17 protein-coding genes are annotated in these 16,118 nt (G+C 64.5%); 13 read left to right on the forward strand and 4 right to left on the reverse strand.

Features of this window, described 5'->3' with window-relative positions; genetic code table 11:
• The first annotated feature begins 98 nt into the window (after nucleotides 1-98).
• The 3 genes from ACEN9F_RS07605 to dbpA all read left to right on the forward strand — a co-directional run bounded on the left by ACEN9F_RS07605 (nucleotide 99) and on the right by dbpA (nucleotide 3,589).
• On the forward strand, nucleotides 99-1,757 hold the full coding sequence (locus ACEN9F_RS07605) for an acid phosphatase (RefSeq protein WP_413419411.1): 1,659 nt from the start codon (nucleotides 99-101) through the stop codon (nucleotides 1,755-1,757).
• Nucleotides 1,758-1,833: 76 nt separating this feature from the next.
• On the forward strand, nucleotides 1,834-2,058 hold the full coding sequence (locus ACEN9F_RS07610) for a hypothetical protein (protein WP_413419413.1): 225 nt from the start codon (nucleotides 1,834-1,836) through the stop codon (nucleotides 2,056-2,058).
• 109 nt (nucleotides 2,059-2,167) lie between these two features.
• Nucleotides 2,168-3,589 carry an ATP-dependent RNA helicase DbpA gene (dbpA, locus tag ACEN9F_RS07615; RefSeq protein WP_413419415.1) on the forward strand — a complete coding sequence of 474 codons (1,422 nt, stop codon included), beginning with the start codon at nucleotides 2,168-2,170 and terminating at the stop codon, nucleotides 3,587-3,589.
• A gap of 3 nt (nucleotides 3,590-3,592) precedes the next feature.
• Here the strand turns inward: dbpA and ACEN9F_RS07620 are convergent, their stop codons facing one another.
• On the reverse strand, nucleotides 3,593-4,825 hold the full coding sequence (locus ACEN9F_RS07620) for an MFS transporter (RefSeq protein WP_413419417.1): 1,233 nt from the start codon (nucleotides 4,823-4,825) through the stop codon (nucleotides 3,593-3,595).
• 82 nt (nucleotides 4,826-4,907) lie between these two features.
• On the opposite strand from ACEN9F_RS07620, the gene ACEN9F_RS07625 reads away from it, so the two are divergent.
• Nucleotides 4,908-5,720, forward strand: a complete 813-nt coding sequence (locus tag ACEN9F_RS07625; RefSeq protein ID WP_413419419.1) for an AraC family transcriptional regulator — start codon at nucleotides 4,908-4,910, stop codon at nucleotides 5,718-5,720.
• Nucleotides 5,721-5,722: 2 nt separating this feature from the next.
• Here the strand turns inward: ACEN9F_RS07625 and ACEN9F_RS07630 are convergent, their stop codons facing one another.
• Both ACEN9F_RS07630 and ACEN9F_RS07635 read right to left on the reverse strand, forming a co-directional pair.
• Nucleotides 5,723-7,225: an ATP-binding protein gene (locus ACEN9F_RS07630; RefSeq protein WP_413419421.1), complete on the reverse strand. Its 1,503-nt coding sequence runs from the start codon at nucleotides 7,223-7,225 to the stop codon at nucleotides 5,723-5,725.
• Nucleotides 7,222-7,932: a response regulator transcription factor gene (locus tag ACEN9F_RS07635; RefSeq protein WP_413419423.1), complete on the reverse strand. Its 711-nt coding sequence runs from the start codon at nucleotides 7,930-7,932 to the stop codon at nucleotides 7,222-7,224. Before ACEN9F_RS07635 ends, ACEN9F_RS07630 begins: the two co-directional genes overlap by 4 nt.
• 149 nt (nucleotides 7,933-8,081) lie before the next feature.
• Between ACEN9F_RS07635 and msrB the strand changes: the two genes are divergently transcribed.
• The 8 genes from msrB to ACEN9F_RS07675 are packed head-to-tail and all read left to right on the forward strand — an operon-like array spanning nucleotide 8,082 to nucleotide 14,768.
• A complete protein-coding gene (gene msrB, locus ACEN9F_RS07640) occupies nucleotides 8,082-8,576 on the forward strand; it encodes a peptide-methionine (R)-S-oxide reductase MsrB (RefSeq protein ID WP_413419425.1) in 495 nt (164 codons plus the stop codon).
• Between the two features lie 14 nt (nucleotides 8,577-8,590).
• The gene (locus ACEN9F_RS07645) at nucleotides 8,591-10,444 is read left to right on the forward strand and encodes a cytochrome c biogenesis protein DipZ (protein WP_413419427.1); all 1,854 of its coding nucleotides are present in this window, start codon (nucleotides 8,591-8,593) and stop codon (nucleotides 10,442-10,444) included.
• A 14-nt stretch (nucleotides 10,445-10,458) separates the two neighbouring features.
• Nucleotides 10,459-11,172 carry a peptide-methionine (S)-S-oxide reductase MsrA gene (msrA, locus tag ACEN9F_RS07650; RefSeq protein WP_413419429.1) on the forward strand — a complete coding sequence of 238 codons (714 nt, stop codon included), beginning with the start codon at nucleotides 10,459-10,461 and terminating at the stop codon, nucleotides 11,170-11,172.
• A 35-nt stretch (nucleotides 11,173-11,207) separates the two neighbouring features.
• Nucleotides 11,208-12,251 (forward strand): ABC transporter substrate-binding protein, encoded by a 1,044-nt coding sequence (locus tag ACEN9F_RS07655; RefSeq protein ID WP_413419431.1) that lies wholly within the window; start codon nucleotides 11,208-11,210, stop codon nucleotides 12,249-12,251.
• On the forward strand, nucleotides 12,248-12,835 hold the full coding sequence (locus ACEN9F_RS07660) for an SCO family protein (RefSeq protein ID WP_413419433.1): 588 nt from the start codon (nucleotides 12,248-12,250) through the stop codon (nucleotides 12,833-12,835). Before ACEN9F_RS07655 ends, ACEN9F_RS07660 begins: the two co-directional genes overlap by 4 nt.
• The gene (locus ACEN9F_RS07665; protein ID WP_413419435.1) at nucleotides 12,832-13,275 is read left to right on the forward strand and encodes a hypothetical protein; all 444 of its coding nucleotides are present in this window, start codon (nucleotides 12,832-12,834) and stop codon (nucleotides 13,273-13,275) included. The genes ACEN9F_RS07660 and ACEN9F_RS07665 overlap by 4 nt, the downstream gene beginning before the upstream one ends.
• Before the next feature lie 10 nt (nucleotides 13,276-13,285).
• A complete protein-coding gene (locus ACEN9F_RS07670) occupies nucleotides 13,286-14,044 on the forward strand; it encodes an ABC transporter permease (protein ID WP_413419437.1) in 759 nt (252 codons plus the stop codon).
• Nucleotides 14,034-14,768 carry an ABC transporter ATP-binding protein gene (locus tag ACEN9F_RS07675; protein WP_413419439.1) on the forward strand — a complete coding sequence of 245 codons (735 nt, stop codon included), beginning with the start codon at nucleotides 14,034-14,036 and terminating at the stop codon, nucleotides 14,766-14,768. Before ACEN9F_RS07670 ends, ACEN9F_RS07675 begins: the two co-directional genes overlap by 11 nt.
• Here ACEN9F_RS07675 and ACEN9F_RS07680 read toward each other — a convergent pair.
• Nucleotides 14,758-15,783, reverse strand: coding sequence for an alpha/beta fold hydrolase (locus ACEN9F_RS07680; protein ID WP_413419441.1), 1,026 nt, complete (start codon nucleotides 15,781-15,783; stop codon nucleotides 14,758-14,760). The genes ACEN9F_RS07675 and ACEN9F_RS07680 overlap by 11 nt on opposite strands.
• An 87-nt stretch (nucleotides 15,784-15,870) precedes the next feature.
• On the opposite strand from ACEN9F_RS07680, the gene ACEN9F_RS07685 reads away from it, so the two are divergent.
• Nucleotides 15,871-16,080 carry a hypothetical protein gene (locus ACEN9F_RS07685; protein ID WP_413419443.1) on the forward strand — a complete coding sequence of 70 codons (210 nt, stop codon included), beginning with the start codon at nucleotides 15,871-15,873 and terminating at the stop codon, nucleotides 16,078-16,080.
• The last annotated feature ends 38 nt before the right edge of the window (nucleotides 16,081-16,118 follow it).

The raw sequence follows: 16,118 nt of genomic DNA on the forward strand, positions 1-16,118 counted from the left end.
TTCTTGCAAAAGATCAACGGCTTTTTCCTTTTCGGCCCATACACAAGCCGTCGCAAAACTGTCACAATTGTTCCTTTCGGTTTCTCAAGGAGGCAGGTGTGAAGGATCAACCGCAGGTAGCAAATCCACAAGAGCAAGACGGTCCGGCCAATCCTTCACGCCGCCGCATTTTCCAGGCGGCTGCCGCCACCGGCATCACCGCTACCCTGCCAGCGATCGGCGAGGCGGCTTCCAGCAAGCCGGTCAAAGGCTCGCTCGACGCCAAGCTCAAGGCCAGCGTCAAGAACGTGGTGGTGATCTACCTGGAAAACCGCAGCTTCAATAACCTGTTCGCCAACTTCCCCGGCACCGCCTCGCCGCTATCCGCGGCGCCGGCCGCCGCCTGCCTGCAGCGCGACCGCGACGGTTCCGCGCTGCCGTCGCTGCCGAAGGTCTGGGGCGGCATGGTGCCGAACACCCAGGACATCGGCGGTAAAAAATACGCGCTCAAGGAAGACGACGTCAAAGGCCTGCCGAACGGCCCGTTCAAGCTGGTCGACACCGAGGGCAAGCCGTTGCCGGAAGCGGTGATCACGCGCGACCTGTGGCACCTGTTCTATCACAACCAGATGCAGATCAACGGCGGCAAGAACGACGGCTTCGCGGCCTGGGGCAACACCGGCGGCATGGTCATGGGCTACTACGGCGAGACCAGCAAGAACCTCGGCCTGTGGAAGATCGCCGAACAATACACCCTGTGCGATAACTTCTTCATGGCGGCCTTCGGCGGCTCCTACCTGAACCACCAGTTCCTGATCTCCGGCCGCACGCCGGAATACTTCAACGCCAAGGACACCGCCGCCAAGAAGAAGATCGCGGTGCTGGACGACGGCCCGACCGGCTTCCGCCTGTCCGTGGCCAAGGACAGCCCGGCCTCCGCGATGGACGGCCATCCGCACTTCGTCAACAACGGCGCGATCTCGCCGGACGGCTACGCGGTCAACACCATGGCCCCGCCCTATCAGCCGAGCTACATCCGCCCCGCCTTCGACGGCGACCCGCTGATGGCCGATCCGAACGATGCCGGCACGCTGCCGCCTCAAACCTACGACACCATAGGCGACCTGCTGTCGGCCAAGAAGGTGAGCTGGGCGTGGTATGGCGGCGCCTGGCAGGCGGCGCTGGATGCGCGCGGCGGCGGCGAAAAGCCCAACTTCCAGTATCACCACCAGCCGTTCAACTACTTCAAGCAGTTCGCGCCGGGCACCACTGCCCGCGCCGAGCACCTGCGCGACGGTGGCCTGGGCGACAGCCCGATCTCGAACAAGTTCATCGCCGACGCGGTGGCCGGCAAACTGCCTGCCTTATCCTTCTACAAGCCGCAGGGCAACCTGAACCTGCATGCCGGCTATTCGGACATCGAGTCCGGCGACGCCCACATCGCCAACATCGTCGAGCACCTGAAGAAGTCCCCGCAGTGGAAGGACATGGTCGTCGTGATCACCTTCGACGAAAACGGCGGCTGGTGGGATCACGTGGCGCCGCCGAAAGGCGACCGCTGGGGTCCGGGCTCGCGCATTCCGGCCATCGTCATCTCGCCATACGCGAAAAAAGGCCAGGTCGACCACACTTTCTATGACACGACGTCGATCATGCGCTTCATCACCCGCCTGCACGACCTGCCGCTGCTGGAAGGCCTGAAGCTGCGCAACGACGCTTTCGCGGCCCGCCACGCGCTGCCGCCGGGCGACCTGACGGGAGCCCTGAGCTTCCGTTGAGTTTGTGCTTTGTGTTACACTTCGCGCATTAGCTTACTGAGCCCGACTGCTGCAGCCGGGCTTTTGTTTTTTTCAGATGAGAGATAAAAAAGATAACGCGACGTTCGACCTGCCCGGTTTCGGCCCAGCCGCACCGCTCGAACCCGAAGCAAAGCGTCCACCACCGCCACGCACCAAGCGCTCTGCGCTCAAGCAGGAGCAGCTGGAACTGCTGGAGCCGACCGACACCACCGGCCTGCCGGTATGGGTACGCGACGAGAATCTCGACCTGACCGGTTTGCCGGTATGGGCGCCGAACTGATACGGCACAGCAGCAACACTGTAGCAACACACATCACACCCACAACGCACAGCGCCGGGCCCGCCCCTGTTAGACTGTGCCCACGTACTTTTTGAACAGGTCCGCCACCATGACATCCACCGCCGCATCCACCGCATTCGCCAGCCTGCCGCTGACTACCGCCTTCCTGGACAACCTCGATTCGCTCGGCTACAAGGAGATGACGACGATCCAGGCGCAAAGCCTGCCGTCGGTGCTGGAAGGCCGCGACCTGATCGCCCAGGCCAAGACCGGCAGCGGCAAGACCGCCGCCTTCGGCATCGGCATCCTGGCCAAGCTGAATCCGGCCTGGTTCGCCGTGCAGGCGCTGGTGCTGTGCCCGACCCGCGAACTGGCCGACCAGGTGGCCAACGAGCTGCGCCGCCTGGCGCGCGCCACCGGCAACGTCAAGGTGCTGGTGCTGACCGGCGGCTCGCCGATGCGCCCGCAGATCGCTTCGCTGGAACACGGCGCCCACATCGTGGTCGGCACCCCGGGCCGCGTGCGCGACCACCTGGGCCGCAATACGCTGGACCTGACCAAGGTCGAGACGCTGGTGCTGGACGAGGCGGACCGCATGACCGACATGGGCTTCTACGACGAGATCGCCGGCATCGTCAGCGCCTGCCCGAAACGCCGCCAGACCTTGCTGTTCTCGGCCACCTACCCGGACGATATCCGCCGCGCCACCGACTCCTTCCTGGCCGATCCGGTCGAAGTGACGGTCGAGGCGCAGCACGACAACAGCCAGATCGAGCAGCTGTTCTTCGAGATCGGCTTCGACCAGCGCACGGAAGCCGTGGCGCGCCTGCTGGGCCACTACAAGCCGGTATCGGCGATCGCCTTCTGCAACACCAAGGTGCAGTGCCGCGAACTGGTCGACGACCTGCGCGCCAAGGGCTTCTCCGCACTGGCGCTGTATGGTGAGCTGGAACAGCGTGAGCGCGACGAGATACTGGTACTGTTTGCCAACCGTAGCTGCTCCGTACTGGTGGCCACCGACGTCGCCGCGCGCGGCCTGGACATCCACAACCTGGAAGCGGTGATCAACGTCGACGTCTCCAAGGATACCGAAGTCCACATCCACCGCGTGGGCCGTACCGGCCGCGGCACGGAACAGGGCCTGGCGCTGTCGCTGTGCGCGCCGAACGAGAAGAAGTGGGTCAAGCTGATCGAGGAATACCAGGGCTCCGCGGTCCAGTGGTTCGACCTGGACAGCCTGGACGACGGCGATTACGGCGTCGATCCGGCGCCGATGATGACGCTGGTGATCTCCGGCGGTAAAAAGGACAAGCTGCGTCCGGGCGACCTGCTGGGCGCACTGACCGGCGACGCTGGGCTGAGCAAGGAACAAGTCGGCAAGATCAACGTGTTCGAGTTCCAGACCTATGTGGCGATCGACCGCCGCGTCGCCTACGAAGCCTTCGACCGCCTGAGCAAGAACAACCCGCTCGGCGGCGACTTCGGCGCCATCAAGGGCCGCAACTTCAAGATGCGCTTCATCGAAGTGTAAGCGTCAACGGCGGGGCTGCTCGATGTGCGGCAGCAGCACCGTCAGGATGCCCAGCAGCGGCAGGTAGGAGCACAGCTTGTAGACATGGGCGATGCCCGACATGTCGGCGATATGCCCCATCGCTGCTGCGCCGATGCCGCTGACGCCGAACATCAAGCCGAAGAAGATCCCCGCGATCATGCCGACCTTGCCCGGCATGAGCTCCTGCGCAAACACCACGATGGCGGAGAACGCCGACGAGATAACGAAGCCGATCACCACCGTCAGCACGGCGGTCCAGAACAGGTCCACGTAAGGCAGCATCAATGTGAACGGCGCGGCGCCGAGGATCGACACCCAGATCACCCGCTTGCGGCCGATACGATCGCCGATCGGACCGCCCATGAAGGTGCCCGCAGCCACCGCCGCGAGGAACAGGAACAGGTACATCTGCGCCGACGCCACCGAAACATTGAATTTATCGATCAGGTAGAAGGTGTAGTAGCTGCTCAGGCTCGCCATGTAGATGTACTTGGAGAAGACCAGCAGCGCCAGCACCGCCAGCGCGCCGTAGACGCGGCCTTTGGACAAAGGCGATACGGCTTGCGCGGACGCTTTGCGCGGCAGGCCCGCCAGATGGCTGCTATGCCAGCGGCTGACATAGACCAGTACCGAGATCGCCACCGCCGCCAGCAGCGCGAACCAGGCGATATTGCCCTGGCCACGACCGATGATGATGCCGGCCGCCAGCAAAGGCCCCAGCGCCGAACCGATATTGCCGCCCACCTGGAACAACGATTGCGCAAAACCGAAGCGGCCGCCGGAGGCGATGCGCGCCACGCGCGATGCCTCGGGATGGAAGGTCGACGAGCCGACGCCGATCAGCGCGGCCGATATCAGCAGCGCGTGGAAGCTGCCGGCGACCGCCATCATCAACACGCCGATCAGCGTGGAGACCATCCCCAGCGGCAGAAGGAAAGGCATCGGGCGGCGGTCGGTGTACAGGCCGATCCACGGCTGCAGCAGCGACGCGGTGCACTGGAAGGTCAGCGTGATCAGACCGACCTGCGTGAAGCTCAGGCCAAACTGCGCCTTCAGCATCGGGTAGATCGACGGCAGCATGGCTTGTATCAGGTCGTTCAGCAGGTGCACCAGCGCGACGGCGCCGAGGATCTGCATGACGGTGTCGCCGTGGGGACGGCTGGCTGGTGCGGGTATGGGCGCGGTCTGCGCCGCAGCGGTGACGGTGGAATTCATGGTCGACTCTTGATTCAGGGATCGTAGAGTGTAATATGGTCGGCAAAGCTTGATATTCCAACTTTCGTCGAATAAGTGACAAATGCCCTCTACTTCACCCCTGGCCCGTAGCAGCGATCACCGCGACTACCAGCGCGTGCCCCGCGTCATCACGGCGATGGCGCGCGATGCGCAGCATGGCGAGTCAGCCGCTCCGCACAGCCACGAACGCGCCCAGTTGGTGTATGCCACCGAGGGGCTGCAGCGGGTGCAAACCGATTTCGGCGTCTGGATACTGCCGCCGCGCCGCGCCCTGCTGATCCCGCCGGGCGTGGTGCATCACTGGACCGCGTTGAGCAAGGTGACCATACGGACCCTTTACATCGAGGCGCACACGGCGGCGGCCTTCGGCGACAGCTGCCGGGTGATCGAAGTCAGTCCGCTATTGCGCGAGCTGATACTGGCGCTGCTGAACGAGCCAATCGAATATCCGCTGCCCGGCCGAGGCGAGCATCTGGCGATGCTGATCCTGTCCGAACTGGCGGCGGCGGAGACGGTGCCGATCGCGATCCCATGGCCACGCGACCGGCGCCTGCTGGCCGTGTGCTCGGCCATCATGGCCGATCCGGGCAGCACGCGGAATATCGAACAGTGGGCCGACGAAGCCGGCGCCAGCGCGCGTACGCTGATACGACTGTTCCCCAAGGAGACCGGCCTGCATTACCGCCAGTGGGTGCAGCAGGTGCATCTGGCGGAAGCGTTCGGCCGCCTCGCGCAGGGGCAGGGTGTGGGAGAGATCGCGGCGGCGCTGGGCTATGCCAGCCCGAGCGCGTTCAGCGCCATGTTCCGCCGCATCCTCGGCAAGACGCCGCAGCACTACCTGACGGAGTGGCGCGCGCCCTTGCAGCCTGCGTAGCGCTATGCCGCCGCCAGCGCAAAGCGGAACACCGCCCCTTGCCGCTGCAGGTCGGCCGCCGTCTCCGCCAATTCGATGCCGCCGCCGTGCAGCTGCATGATGCGGTTGACGATCAGCAGACCCAGGCCGCCTTCCCTGCGCTCGCCGCGCAGCGCGAACGGACGCCGGAACAGCACGTCCCGCATCGCCGCCGGGATGCCGGGCCCGGTATCGGCGACGGTGACCCGCACCTTGCCGTCCGCGGCCGGCGCCACGGTGATCTCGACTTCGCCGCCTGCCGGCGTATGGCGGATCGCATTGTCGAACAGATTGGTGAGCACACGCTCGATCATGCCCAGGTCCGCGCGCACCATCGGCGCCGGGTGCGGCAAGGTCGCCATCAACCGCACATTGCGCTCCTGCGCCTTCAGCTCGAATTTCTGGAACACGTCCTGTATCAAATCGCTAATGGAGAAGGCCTCCAGTTCCGGCTCCACCGAGCCGTGCTCCAGCCGCGCCAGCTCGAACAGGGCCTGCGCCAGTCCGCCCACCTTGCGGCTCTGCGCCAGCGCAATGCCGAGGTAACGCTGGCGGTCCGCCGCATCCAGCGTGGCATCCTTGAGCGACAGCGTCTCCAGGTAGCCGTGCAGGGAGCCCAGCGGCGTGCGCAGGTCGTGCGAGATATTCGCCACCACCTCGCGCCGGTCCTGGTCCAGCTGGCGCATGGTCTGCCATTGCTCGTTGATGCGGGCAGCCATATCGCTGAAGGCCCGCTCCAGGGTCGCGATCTCGTCGCGCGAGCCGCCGGCCACCGGCGCCGGCAGCACCAGCTGGTCGGCCTTGGTGTCGACCTGCCGCATGTTGGCGGTCAGGCGGTGCAATGGGCGCGTGATCAGGCGGAAGGCGATCAGGCCGGCGATCAGGCCCAGCAGCGCCACCACCGCCATCGACCACAAGGTGGTGCGCAGCACCGAACTGGCGGTCGCGCGCGCATACAGGCGGTCATGCTCCATGCTCTGCAGGATCACATAGATGTAGCCGACCTTTTGTTCGCCCATGCGTAGCACGGACGCGCTGAAAACCTTGCGGCCGTTGATGCTGCGCGGATCGTCGCCCTGTATCGGCAAGGGCTGGTTGTCCAGCAGGCGGCGGATCGGGTCGAGATTCACATGGTCGCGCTTCAGGCTTCCGGCCGGCGCGGCGTGGCCGACGACGCGGCCTTCCATGTCGAGCAAGTACACCTCGACGCTGGGATTGACCACCATCAGCTTGCTGAACAGGCGGCGCACGGCTTCCGGGCCCAGGCCCTCGCTGGCCGGTGCCGCGCCGCTCTCCGCATCGGCATGCGCCAGCTGCGCATCGAGCGCGATGCTGCGCGCCAGACCGCGCGACAAACCCTGCACCACTTCCATCTCGTGCATGATGTTGGCGCGGATTTGCAGCCAGGCGGATGCGCCGCAGCAGGCCAGCAGCAGGATAGCAAATACCAGCGACAGTCGCTGCGACAGGCTCAGGTTCACACTCATGCGGCACCGCTGGCGAAGCGATAGCCCTTGCCCCATACCGTCAGGATACGGGTCGGCTCGGCGGGATCGGCTTCGATCTTGGCGCGCAGCCGGTTGATGTGCGTGTTGACCGTGTGCTCATAGCCGTCGTGCTGGTAGCCCCATACCTGGTTCAGCAGATCCAGTCTTGAGAAGACTTTTTCCGGGTGCTTGACGAAGAAATACAGCAGGTCGAATTCGCGCGGCGTCAGGTCCAGCGCACCGCCTTCGACATACGCCTGGCGGGTCAGCGGATCGAGGCGCACACCGTTCAGCTCCAGCGCGCCGGCCTCGTTGCGCTGGTTGCGGCTCATGGCGTCGGCGCGGCGCAGCAGCGCTTTCACGCGCGCCACCAGCTCCAGCACCGAGAACGGCTTGACCAGGTAATCGTCGGCGCCCAGCTCCAGTCCGAGGATGCGGTGCACCTCGCTGGAACGGGCGCTGGTGATGATGATCGGCGTGTAGGTCGCCATCGCCCGCGCCTGGCGACAGATCTCCAGCCCATCCACACCGGGCAGCATCAGGTCGAGGATCAGCGCATCCCAGCCGCCGGTGCGCAGTTGAGCCAGGCCCGTATTGCCGTCGGCGCAGTGCGTGACCTGATAACCCTCGTCCTGCAAATGCATGCGCAGCAGGTCGGCGATCGGCATATCATCTTCTACGATCAGTACGCGTTTTGGTAATTCCATAGTCGCTCGGGGCTGGAAAAGTCGGAAAGCCGTCATTGTGCGGGATTCCTGCCTCGGAAAGTATCACATTTAGTTTAAGTTTACGTGAGGATTTCGTCAGCGCCCAGGGAGCAGAATGGCTCCATGGTTATTCCACCCTTGGAGGATATATGACATCCCGACGTAGTTTCATCCTGACCGGCGGCGCGGCCCTGATCGCCGGCGCCGCGGCTTTAAACTGGCGTGCCGTCGAAGCCGCCCCTACCCCAGCCTGGGAAGTGACCCGCACCGATGCCGAATGGCGCGCGCTGCTGAGCCCTGCACAGTACGATATCCTGCGCAAAGGCGGCACCGAGCGGCCGTTTTCCAGCCCGCTGTACAAGGAGCACCGCGCGGGCAAGTTCTTCTGCGCCGGCTGCCAGAACCCTTTGTTCTCGTCCAAGACCAAGTTCGATAGCGGCACCGGCTGGCCCAGCTTCTGGAAACCACTGGATCGCGGCGTCTACACCAGCCGCACCACCTCGCTCGGCATGATGGGCGCGGAAGTGAAATGCCGCCGCTGCGGCAGCCATCTCGGCGACGTGTTCGACGATGGCCCTGAACCGACCGGACTGCGGTATTGCATCGATGGCCTGGCGTTGACCTTCACGCCCGGCGAAGCCTGACAGGAGCGCACGCCATGTTACTGATACTTCTCTCCTATCTGGGTGGCGCCCTGACGATCCTGAGCCCCTGCATCCTGCCGGTGCTGCCGTTCGTCTTTGCCCGCACCGGGCAACCCTTCGTGCGCAGCGGCCTGCCGCTGCTGGCCGGCATGGCCCTGACCTTCGCGCTGGTGGCCACGCTGGCCGCCGTCGGCGGCGGCTGGGTGGTGCAGGCCAACCAGTACGGCCGTTGGCTGGCGCTGGCGTTGATGGCTTTCTTCGGCGTGACGCTGATGCTGCCGCACCTGGCTGACCGCCTGACCAAGCCGCTGGTGGCGCTGGGCGACAAGCTGTCCAACAAGGCGCAGTCGGGTGACGGCACTGGCTCCGGCGCCCGTTCGTCTTTCCTGCTGGGCGTTGCGACCGGCTTGCTGTGGGCGCCTTGCGCCGGTCCGGTACTGGGCCTGGTGCTGACCGGTGCGGCGCTCAACGGCGCCAGCGTCGGCACCACGCTGCTGCTGTTGGCCTATGCGGCCGGCGCCGCGACTTCGCTGGCGTTGGCGCTGCTGGTCGGCGGCAAGGTCTTCGGCGCGATGAAGCGCTCGCTGGGCGCCGGCGAATGGGTGCGCCGTGGCTTGGGCGTGGCGATGTTGGGCGGCGTGGCCGCCATCGCGACCGGCCTGGATACGGGCTTGCTGACCAAGGTATCGTCGGTGGCGACGGCCGGCATCGAGCAGAAACTGATCGACACCCTGGCCCCTCACGGCCCGGAAAGCGGCGCCATGATGCGCAGGACGGATGCGGCGGCCGCCGAGGATGTTCCAGCCTCCGGCGCGATGATGTCGCGCACCGCGATGTCCGGCGGCGCTGGTCCGGCCATGATGGCGCGCCGTGCGATGGCGCCGGCAGCCGACGTGCTCAAGGTGGAAGGCGTACTGCCGCCGCTGGACGGCGCCGTCGAATGGCTGAACTCCGCCCCGCTGACCGCGCAGCAGCTGAAGGGCAAGGTCGTGCTGGTCGACTTCTGGACCTACTCCTGCATCAACTGCCTGCGCAGCCTGCCCTACACCAAGGCCTGGGCCGAGAAGTACCGCGACCAGGGCCTGGTGGTGATCGGCGTGCACGCTCCCGAATTCGCCTTCGAGCGCGACATCGGCAACGTCCGCAAGGCAACCAAGGACCTGGGCATCAACTTCCCGGTCGCGGTGGATAACAACTACGCCATCTGGCGCGCCTTCGGCAACCAGTACTGGCCTGCGCACTACTTCATCGACGCCAAGGGCCAGATCCGCCACCACCATTTCGGCGAAGGCGACTATGCCCAGTCCGAGCAAGTGATCCAGCAGTTGCTGGAGGAAGCAGGGCGCAAGGACGTCACCAACACCGTCGTCAGCGCGGAAGATGCGCAAGGCGTGCAGCAAGCCGCCGACATGAGCCAGGTGGCGTCGCCAGAAACCTATCTGGGCTACGAGCGCGCCGAGAATTTCGCCTCGCCGGAAAAGCAGGCGGCGAACCAGGCCCGCGCCTACACAGCGCCCGCCAAGCCCGCACTGAATCAGTGGGGACTGACGGGCAACTGGCTGTCGCAGCCGGACCAGATCACGCTGAACCAGGGCCGTGGCGGCATCGTCTACCGCTTCCATGCGCGTGACCTGCACCTGGTGCTCGGCCCGGGCAAGGACGGCAAACCGGTGCGCTTCCGCGTGACCATCGACGGCGCCGCGCCAGGCAAGGACCACGGCACCGACGTCGCCGCCGATGGCAGCGGCGTGATCAACGGCCAGCGCCTGTACCAGCTGGTGCGCCAGTCCGGCAACGTCGGCGACCGCACCTTCAGCATTGAATTCCTCGATCCCGGCGTACAAGCCTACGCCTTCACCTTTGGTTGAACAGGAGAGTACACATGAAAAGCATCTTGAAAAACTGGGCCGCTCCGGCCACCCTGCTGGGGGCCGGCATCTTCGGCGTGATCCTGCTGCAGCAGCCCGCGGAATCGGCGGAAGTCGCCGTCGTCATCGCGCCGCCCGCGGTCGATGAACCGGCCGGCACGGAACACACGGCCACCGCCATCTTTGCCGGCGGCTGCTTCTGGGGCGTGCAAGGCGTATTCCAGCACGTCAAAGGCGTCAGCAACGCCGTTTCCGGCTACGCCGGCGGCGACGCGCGCACCGCATCCTACGATACGGTCAGCTACGGCGACACCGGCCATGCGGAATCGGTGAAGATCACCTACGACCCGACGCAGGTCAGCTACGGCAAGCTGCTGCAGATCTTCTTCTCGGTGGCCCACAACCCGACCGAGCTGAATCGCCAGGGGCCCGACAGCGGCACGCAATACCGTTCGGCGATCTTCCCGCAATCGCCGGTACAACGCAGCGTGGCGGAAAAGTACATCGCGCAGCTGGACGCATCGCGTGTGTTCAAAAAACCACTGGCGACAAAAATCGAAGCGGATAAAAAATTCTATCCGGCCGAGGCTTATCACCAGAATTACCTGACGCTGCACCCTAACGATCCGTATATCGCCTACAACGACCTGCCAAAAGTGGCTAACCTCAAGCGCATTTCGCCGGAGTTGTATCGGGCCGATGCCGTCTTGGTCAGAAAAGGACTGTAGTACAATTACAGCATTACGTTATGGACTAAGAAGCCATGCACAGAGACGACAATACCACTCCGGATTCCCCCCTGCGGCGCAAGCTGCTGGGAGGATTGCTCAGCACCGCCGCGCCGGCGCTGCTATTGCCGTCCAGCGCCAGCGCCGCCGACGCACCTATCCAGGTTGGCGGCCTGCCCGTCACCTGCAACCTCACCTTGCCGGTCGCCTGCATGGCGAAAGCCGCCGCCGCCGGCAAACCCGGCGTACTGCCGCGCGGCTTCGAATACAGCAAATACAACGGCTGGCCCGAGGTCAAGGAATCGCTGATGACGGGCCGCATCCAGGCCGCCTACATGCTGGCGCCGCTGGTGATGGATCTGGCCGACAAGCGCATCCCGGTCAAGATCGTCTCGCTCGGCCACCGTTCTGGCGCCGTCATCATGGTACGCACCGACTCCACCTACAAGAAGTTCTCCGACCTGCGCGGCAAGCGCATCGCCATCCCCAGCCGCTTCGCGGTGGACTTCCTGTTCCTGCGTAAGATGCTGGCGCGCGAAAAAATGACGCCCAAGGATATCGAGATCATCGAGATGGCGCCGCCGGACATGCCGGCCGCGCTGTACGCCAAGGCGGTCGATGGCTACTGCACCGGCGAGCCGTTCGGCGCGGCCGCGCAGCGGGCCGGCTATGCGCGTCCGCTGGCGATGACGCGCGACGAATGGCGCAACTACATCTGCTGCGTGCTGACCGTGCGCGAGGAACTAATCAAGGAAAACCGCCCGCTGGTGCAGGAGTTGGTCAACTTCGTACAGGCCGCCGGCAGCTGGCTCGACGCAGGGCCGGCCAGCAGGGAAAAAGCCATCACCATCGCCTCCGGCCGCAAGTACTTCAACCAGGATCCGAACGTGCTGCGCTTCGTCATGCAGAACCCGGCCGACCGCGTGACCTACGGCGACCTACGCATGATACGCGCCGAGTTCGACGAGTTGATGCAGCTGTCGATCGAAGCCGGCACCATCAAGCGCCCTGTGGCCTATGAATCCTACGTCGACGACAGCTTCGTCAAGGCGATCAAACCCGTGACCATCTCCCTGTGAAGACCTTGAACCGATTTTTCGCCATACTGCTGCTGGCGCTATCCGCGGGAGCCGGCGCCGCCGAACCGCTCGGCCTGAAAGCCGGCACCTTCGATCCACCGCGCATGGCGCCCGACTTCACGGTGCGCGGCTCCAACGGCAAGGAGCTGAAATTGAGCCAGTTCCGCGGCAAGCTGGTGCTGCTGGAATTCGGCTATACGTCCTGCGTCGATGTCTGCCCGGTCTCGCTGGCGATGCTGGCGCAGGCGCGCAAGCAGCTCGGCGCGCAGGCCGACCAGATGCAGGTGATCTACGTCACCGTCGATCCCGAACGCGACACCGAGGAACGCATGCGCAACTACTTGAAGGCGTTCGACCCGACCTTCCTCGGCGCCACCGGCACGCCACAGCAGATGGCGCGCGTGCGTCAGGACTACGGCATCACGGCGACCAAAAAGCAGATCGAAGGCAGCAAGGATTACATCGTCGGCCATTCCTCCTACTTGTACTTCGTCGATCGCAAGGGTAGCCTGCGCGCGTTGCTGCCGTTCGGCCGCACTGCGGAGGACGTGGTGCACGACGCCAGACTACTGTTGAAGAATTGAAGACGCTGCGTTCCCGCTTGCTGCTGGCCGCAGGCGCGCTGTGCGCCGTCGGCCTCGCATGGGCCGCGCTGGCGCCGCTCGCCCTGCCCTCGCGCGACGAGCTGTTTGAAATCCCCAACGGCACCTGGGGGCGCCGCATGGCCGGCGACAAGGTCGAGATCCTGCCGTCCGAGATCCACCTGACGCAGGGCCTCAACGACGTGCTCCTGCTGCGCAACCTGGACCGCGTGCCGCAGATCTTCGGCCCGGTGCTGATCATGCCGGGCCAGAGCTTCCGCCTGCCGTTTGAAACCGTCTCCGTCAACGACTTCGCCTGCACCGCCCACGCCAGCGGACAAATGCGGGTGGTGGTCAACGCCATGCCATCGGCAGGCTGGCCGCGCCTGAAGTGGCGCGCCGCCCGCGCATGGAGCAAGGCACACCGATTGCTGTCAACGTAACTGGGTAACTATGGAAAAACTCAAGAAAATCCTGCCGCCGCTGGCGGTGCTGGCCGCGCTGATCGCCCTGTGGTGGATCGTCGTGGTGCAGACCGAAAGCGTGATCTTCCCGACGCCGCTGCAAGTGGTCACCGGCACCCTGGAGCTGGCCGAAGACGGCACGCTGTGGGAGCACATCGGCGCGTCGCTGTTCCGCGTGGGCTGCGGCTTCGGGCTGGCGGCGCTGGTCGCCATTCCGACAGGCCTGTGGATGGGCCGGGTGGACGGCGCCTATATCACGCTCAATCCCATCTTCCAGATCCTGCGTCCGATCTCGCCGATCGCCTGGATACCGCTGGCCATCCTGTGGTTCGGCGTCGGCAACCTGTCGCCGGTGTTCCTGATCTTTATCGCCTCGGTGTTCCCGATGATCGTGCAGACCGCCTCCGGCGTGCACACCATCGAGAAGCGCTACCTGCGGGCGGCGGACAACTTCGGCGTCTCGCGCGCCACCCTGTTCCGGCTGGTGATCATCCCCGCCGTGCTGCCGGAGATTATCGTCGGCATGCGCATCGCGCTGGGCGTGGCGTGGCTGGTGGTGGTCGCGGCCGAGATGATCGCGCTGCGTTCGGGCCTGGGCTACCTGATCATGGACTCGCGCAACGCCGGCAACCGCTATGACCTGGTCATCGCCGGCATGATCATCATCGGCATCATCGGCCTGATACTGGACCTGGTGATGCGCAAACTCGAAGGACTCAAATCGGTAAGGTGGCGCTATGGACGCTAAGATCGTCGTCAACAACATCAAGAAGAATTTCAAGGATCTGCAGGTCGTCGGGGGCGTCAGCCTGTCGGTCAAGGACGGCGAATTCGTCGCCATCGTCGGCCCCTCCGGCTGCGGCAAGTCGACGCTGATGAAGATCATCGCCGGCTTCGACGAGCCGAGCGAGGGCGATGTCCGCATCGACGGCGTGGTGCGGCACGGCCCCAGCCCGAAGGGCATCGTGATCTCGCAGCATGGCTCGGTGTTCCCGTGGCTGACGGTGCAGCAGAACCTGATGTTCGGCCTGACCGGCGACGGTCACGGCGACAAGTTTGCGCTGGCCGATCACTATGCGGAGATGGTCGGACTGAAGGGCTTTGAAAACAGCTATCCGCATGAACTGTCGGGCGGCATGCTGAAGCGCGCGGAGCTGGCGCGGGCCTTCGTGGTCAAGCCCGAGATCCTGTACATGGACGAGCCCTTCTCCGCGCTGGACGCGCTGATGAACCTGAAGATGCGCACCGAACTGCTGCGCATCCTGTCCGAGGAACGCCACACGGTGCTGCTGATCACGCACGATGTGGAGGAAGCGCTGTTCATGGCGGACCGTGTGCTGGTGCTGTCGCCGCGCCCGACGCGCATCCAGGCCTCGTTTGACGTACCGCACCCGCATCCGCGCAAGCTCTCCAGTCCCGAGCTGCAGCAGATGAAGGAGCAGATTTTGCAGGAGCTGGGCGTTACGGCTTGACCTGCTTCAGCACTTCCAGCACGGCGTCGACCACGGCTTGCGGTTTCTCGGCATGGATCACGTGGCCGGCGCCGGGCACCACGCGCTGCGTGCCACGCGTGGTCAGCTTGAGATACTCCTTTTGCACCGCGAAGTTCTCGTCCTCGGTCGCCTTGTTCATCGCGCTTTGCGGCTGGCCTGGCACGGCATACGGACTAACACCGCGCGTCAGCACCACGATCGGCAGGTCGCCGAACGGACGGCGCAGCTTGCGCAACTGCTCGTCGCTGACCCCGATGCTGTCGTACTCCGCGACGTTGGCGCGCCAGAAGCTTGGTTTCGCTGAGGATGCCGATATCACGGATGCCAGCTGAGGTCCGAACACTTTCGCTATCTCCGCCTCGTTATCGACGCAATTGGTCTGCTCCTCGCTGCCGGCTTTAAAGCCCTTTTCGGCGGCCGCCAGGCAATATCTATTCTGCCCTGAGACCATGGCGTAGACCTCCTTGATTTTTCCCTTGGTGATTTTATTCAAACGGCTGGTCTCGTCCTCATGCTGCGCTTCGACCAGCACCAGGCCTTTGACCTCCTTCGGGTAGCGGTAGGTGTAGACCTGCACGTTGGCGCCGCCGAGCGAATTGCCAACCAGGATATACGGCGCCGTCTCGCCCGCCGCAGCCAGCAGCTTGTGCAAATCCTCGACCACATTCTCGGACGTGTTGGGCCGCTTGGCCGGATCACTGAAGCCGAGGCCCGCGCGGTCATACACGCAGGCGCGGGTGTGCTTGGCTACTTCCGGCTGCACGCGGAACCATCCCCAACCCGCATCGCCGGACGACGAGTCGAACACCACGGTGGTCGCACCCTTGCCGCTGCAATAGATGTTCATCTTGCGGCCGCCGCCGATATCGACCAGTTGATGCGGCACCGCGAACGCACTCCCCGCATCCGGCTGCGCCGACGCTGCCGCAAACGCGGACGGAATCACACCGGCGGCCAGCGCCAGCACTGCAAAACCATAGACAGCTTTAGTCATTAAGATGGTCCCATGTCAGGTGAAGCAGCTCCAAGGCTGCCGCGCTGTATAGTAAACCATGATTATCAAATCAGCTACAATGGAACCATGAAATTCGATATCTACGGCCGGTTTCAAGTTGACGTGCGACGGGAGAACGACGCCTGGGAAGTCTATCGCCTTGAGCCTGGAAAACGCGCCAGGATGGAGGAGATCGTTATTCCCTCGACGCTGGAAGCGGACGAGATCATCGTCTACCTGGACGATATTTTTCACGAGCTCGCAGGTTTCGGCCAAAGCGTCGAGCCAATGCCCTGACTTAAGCGATAATGTGCGATGCCGACTTCGGCGGCACC

The organism is Duganella sp. CT11-25 (genome assembly GCF_047302815.1).
GTDB lineage: Bacteria > Pseudomonadota > Gammaproteobacteria > Burkholderiales > Burkholderiaceae_D > Rugamonas.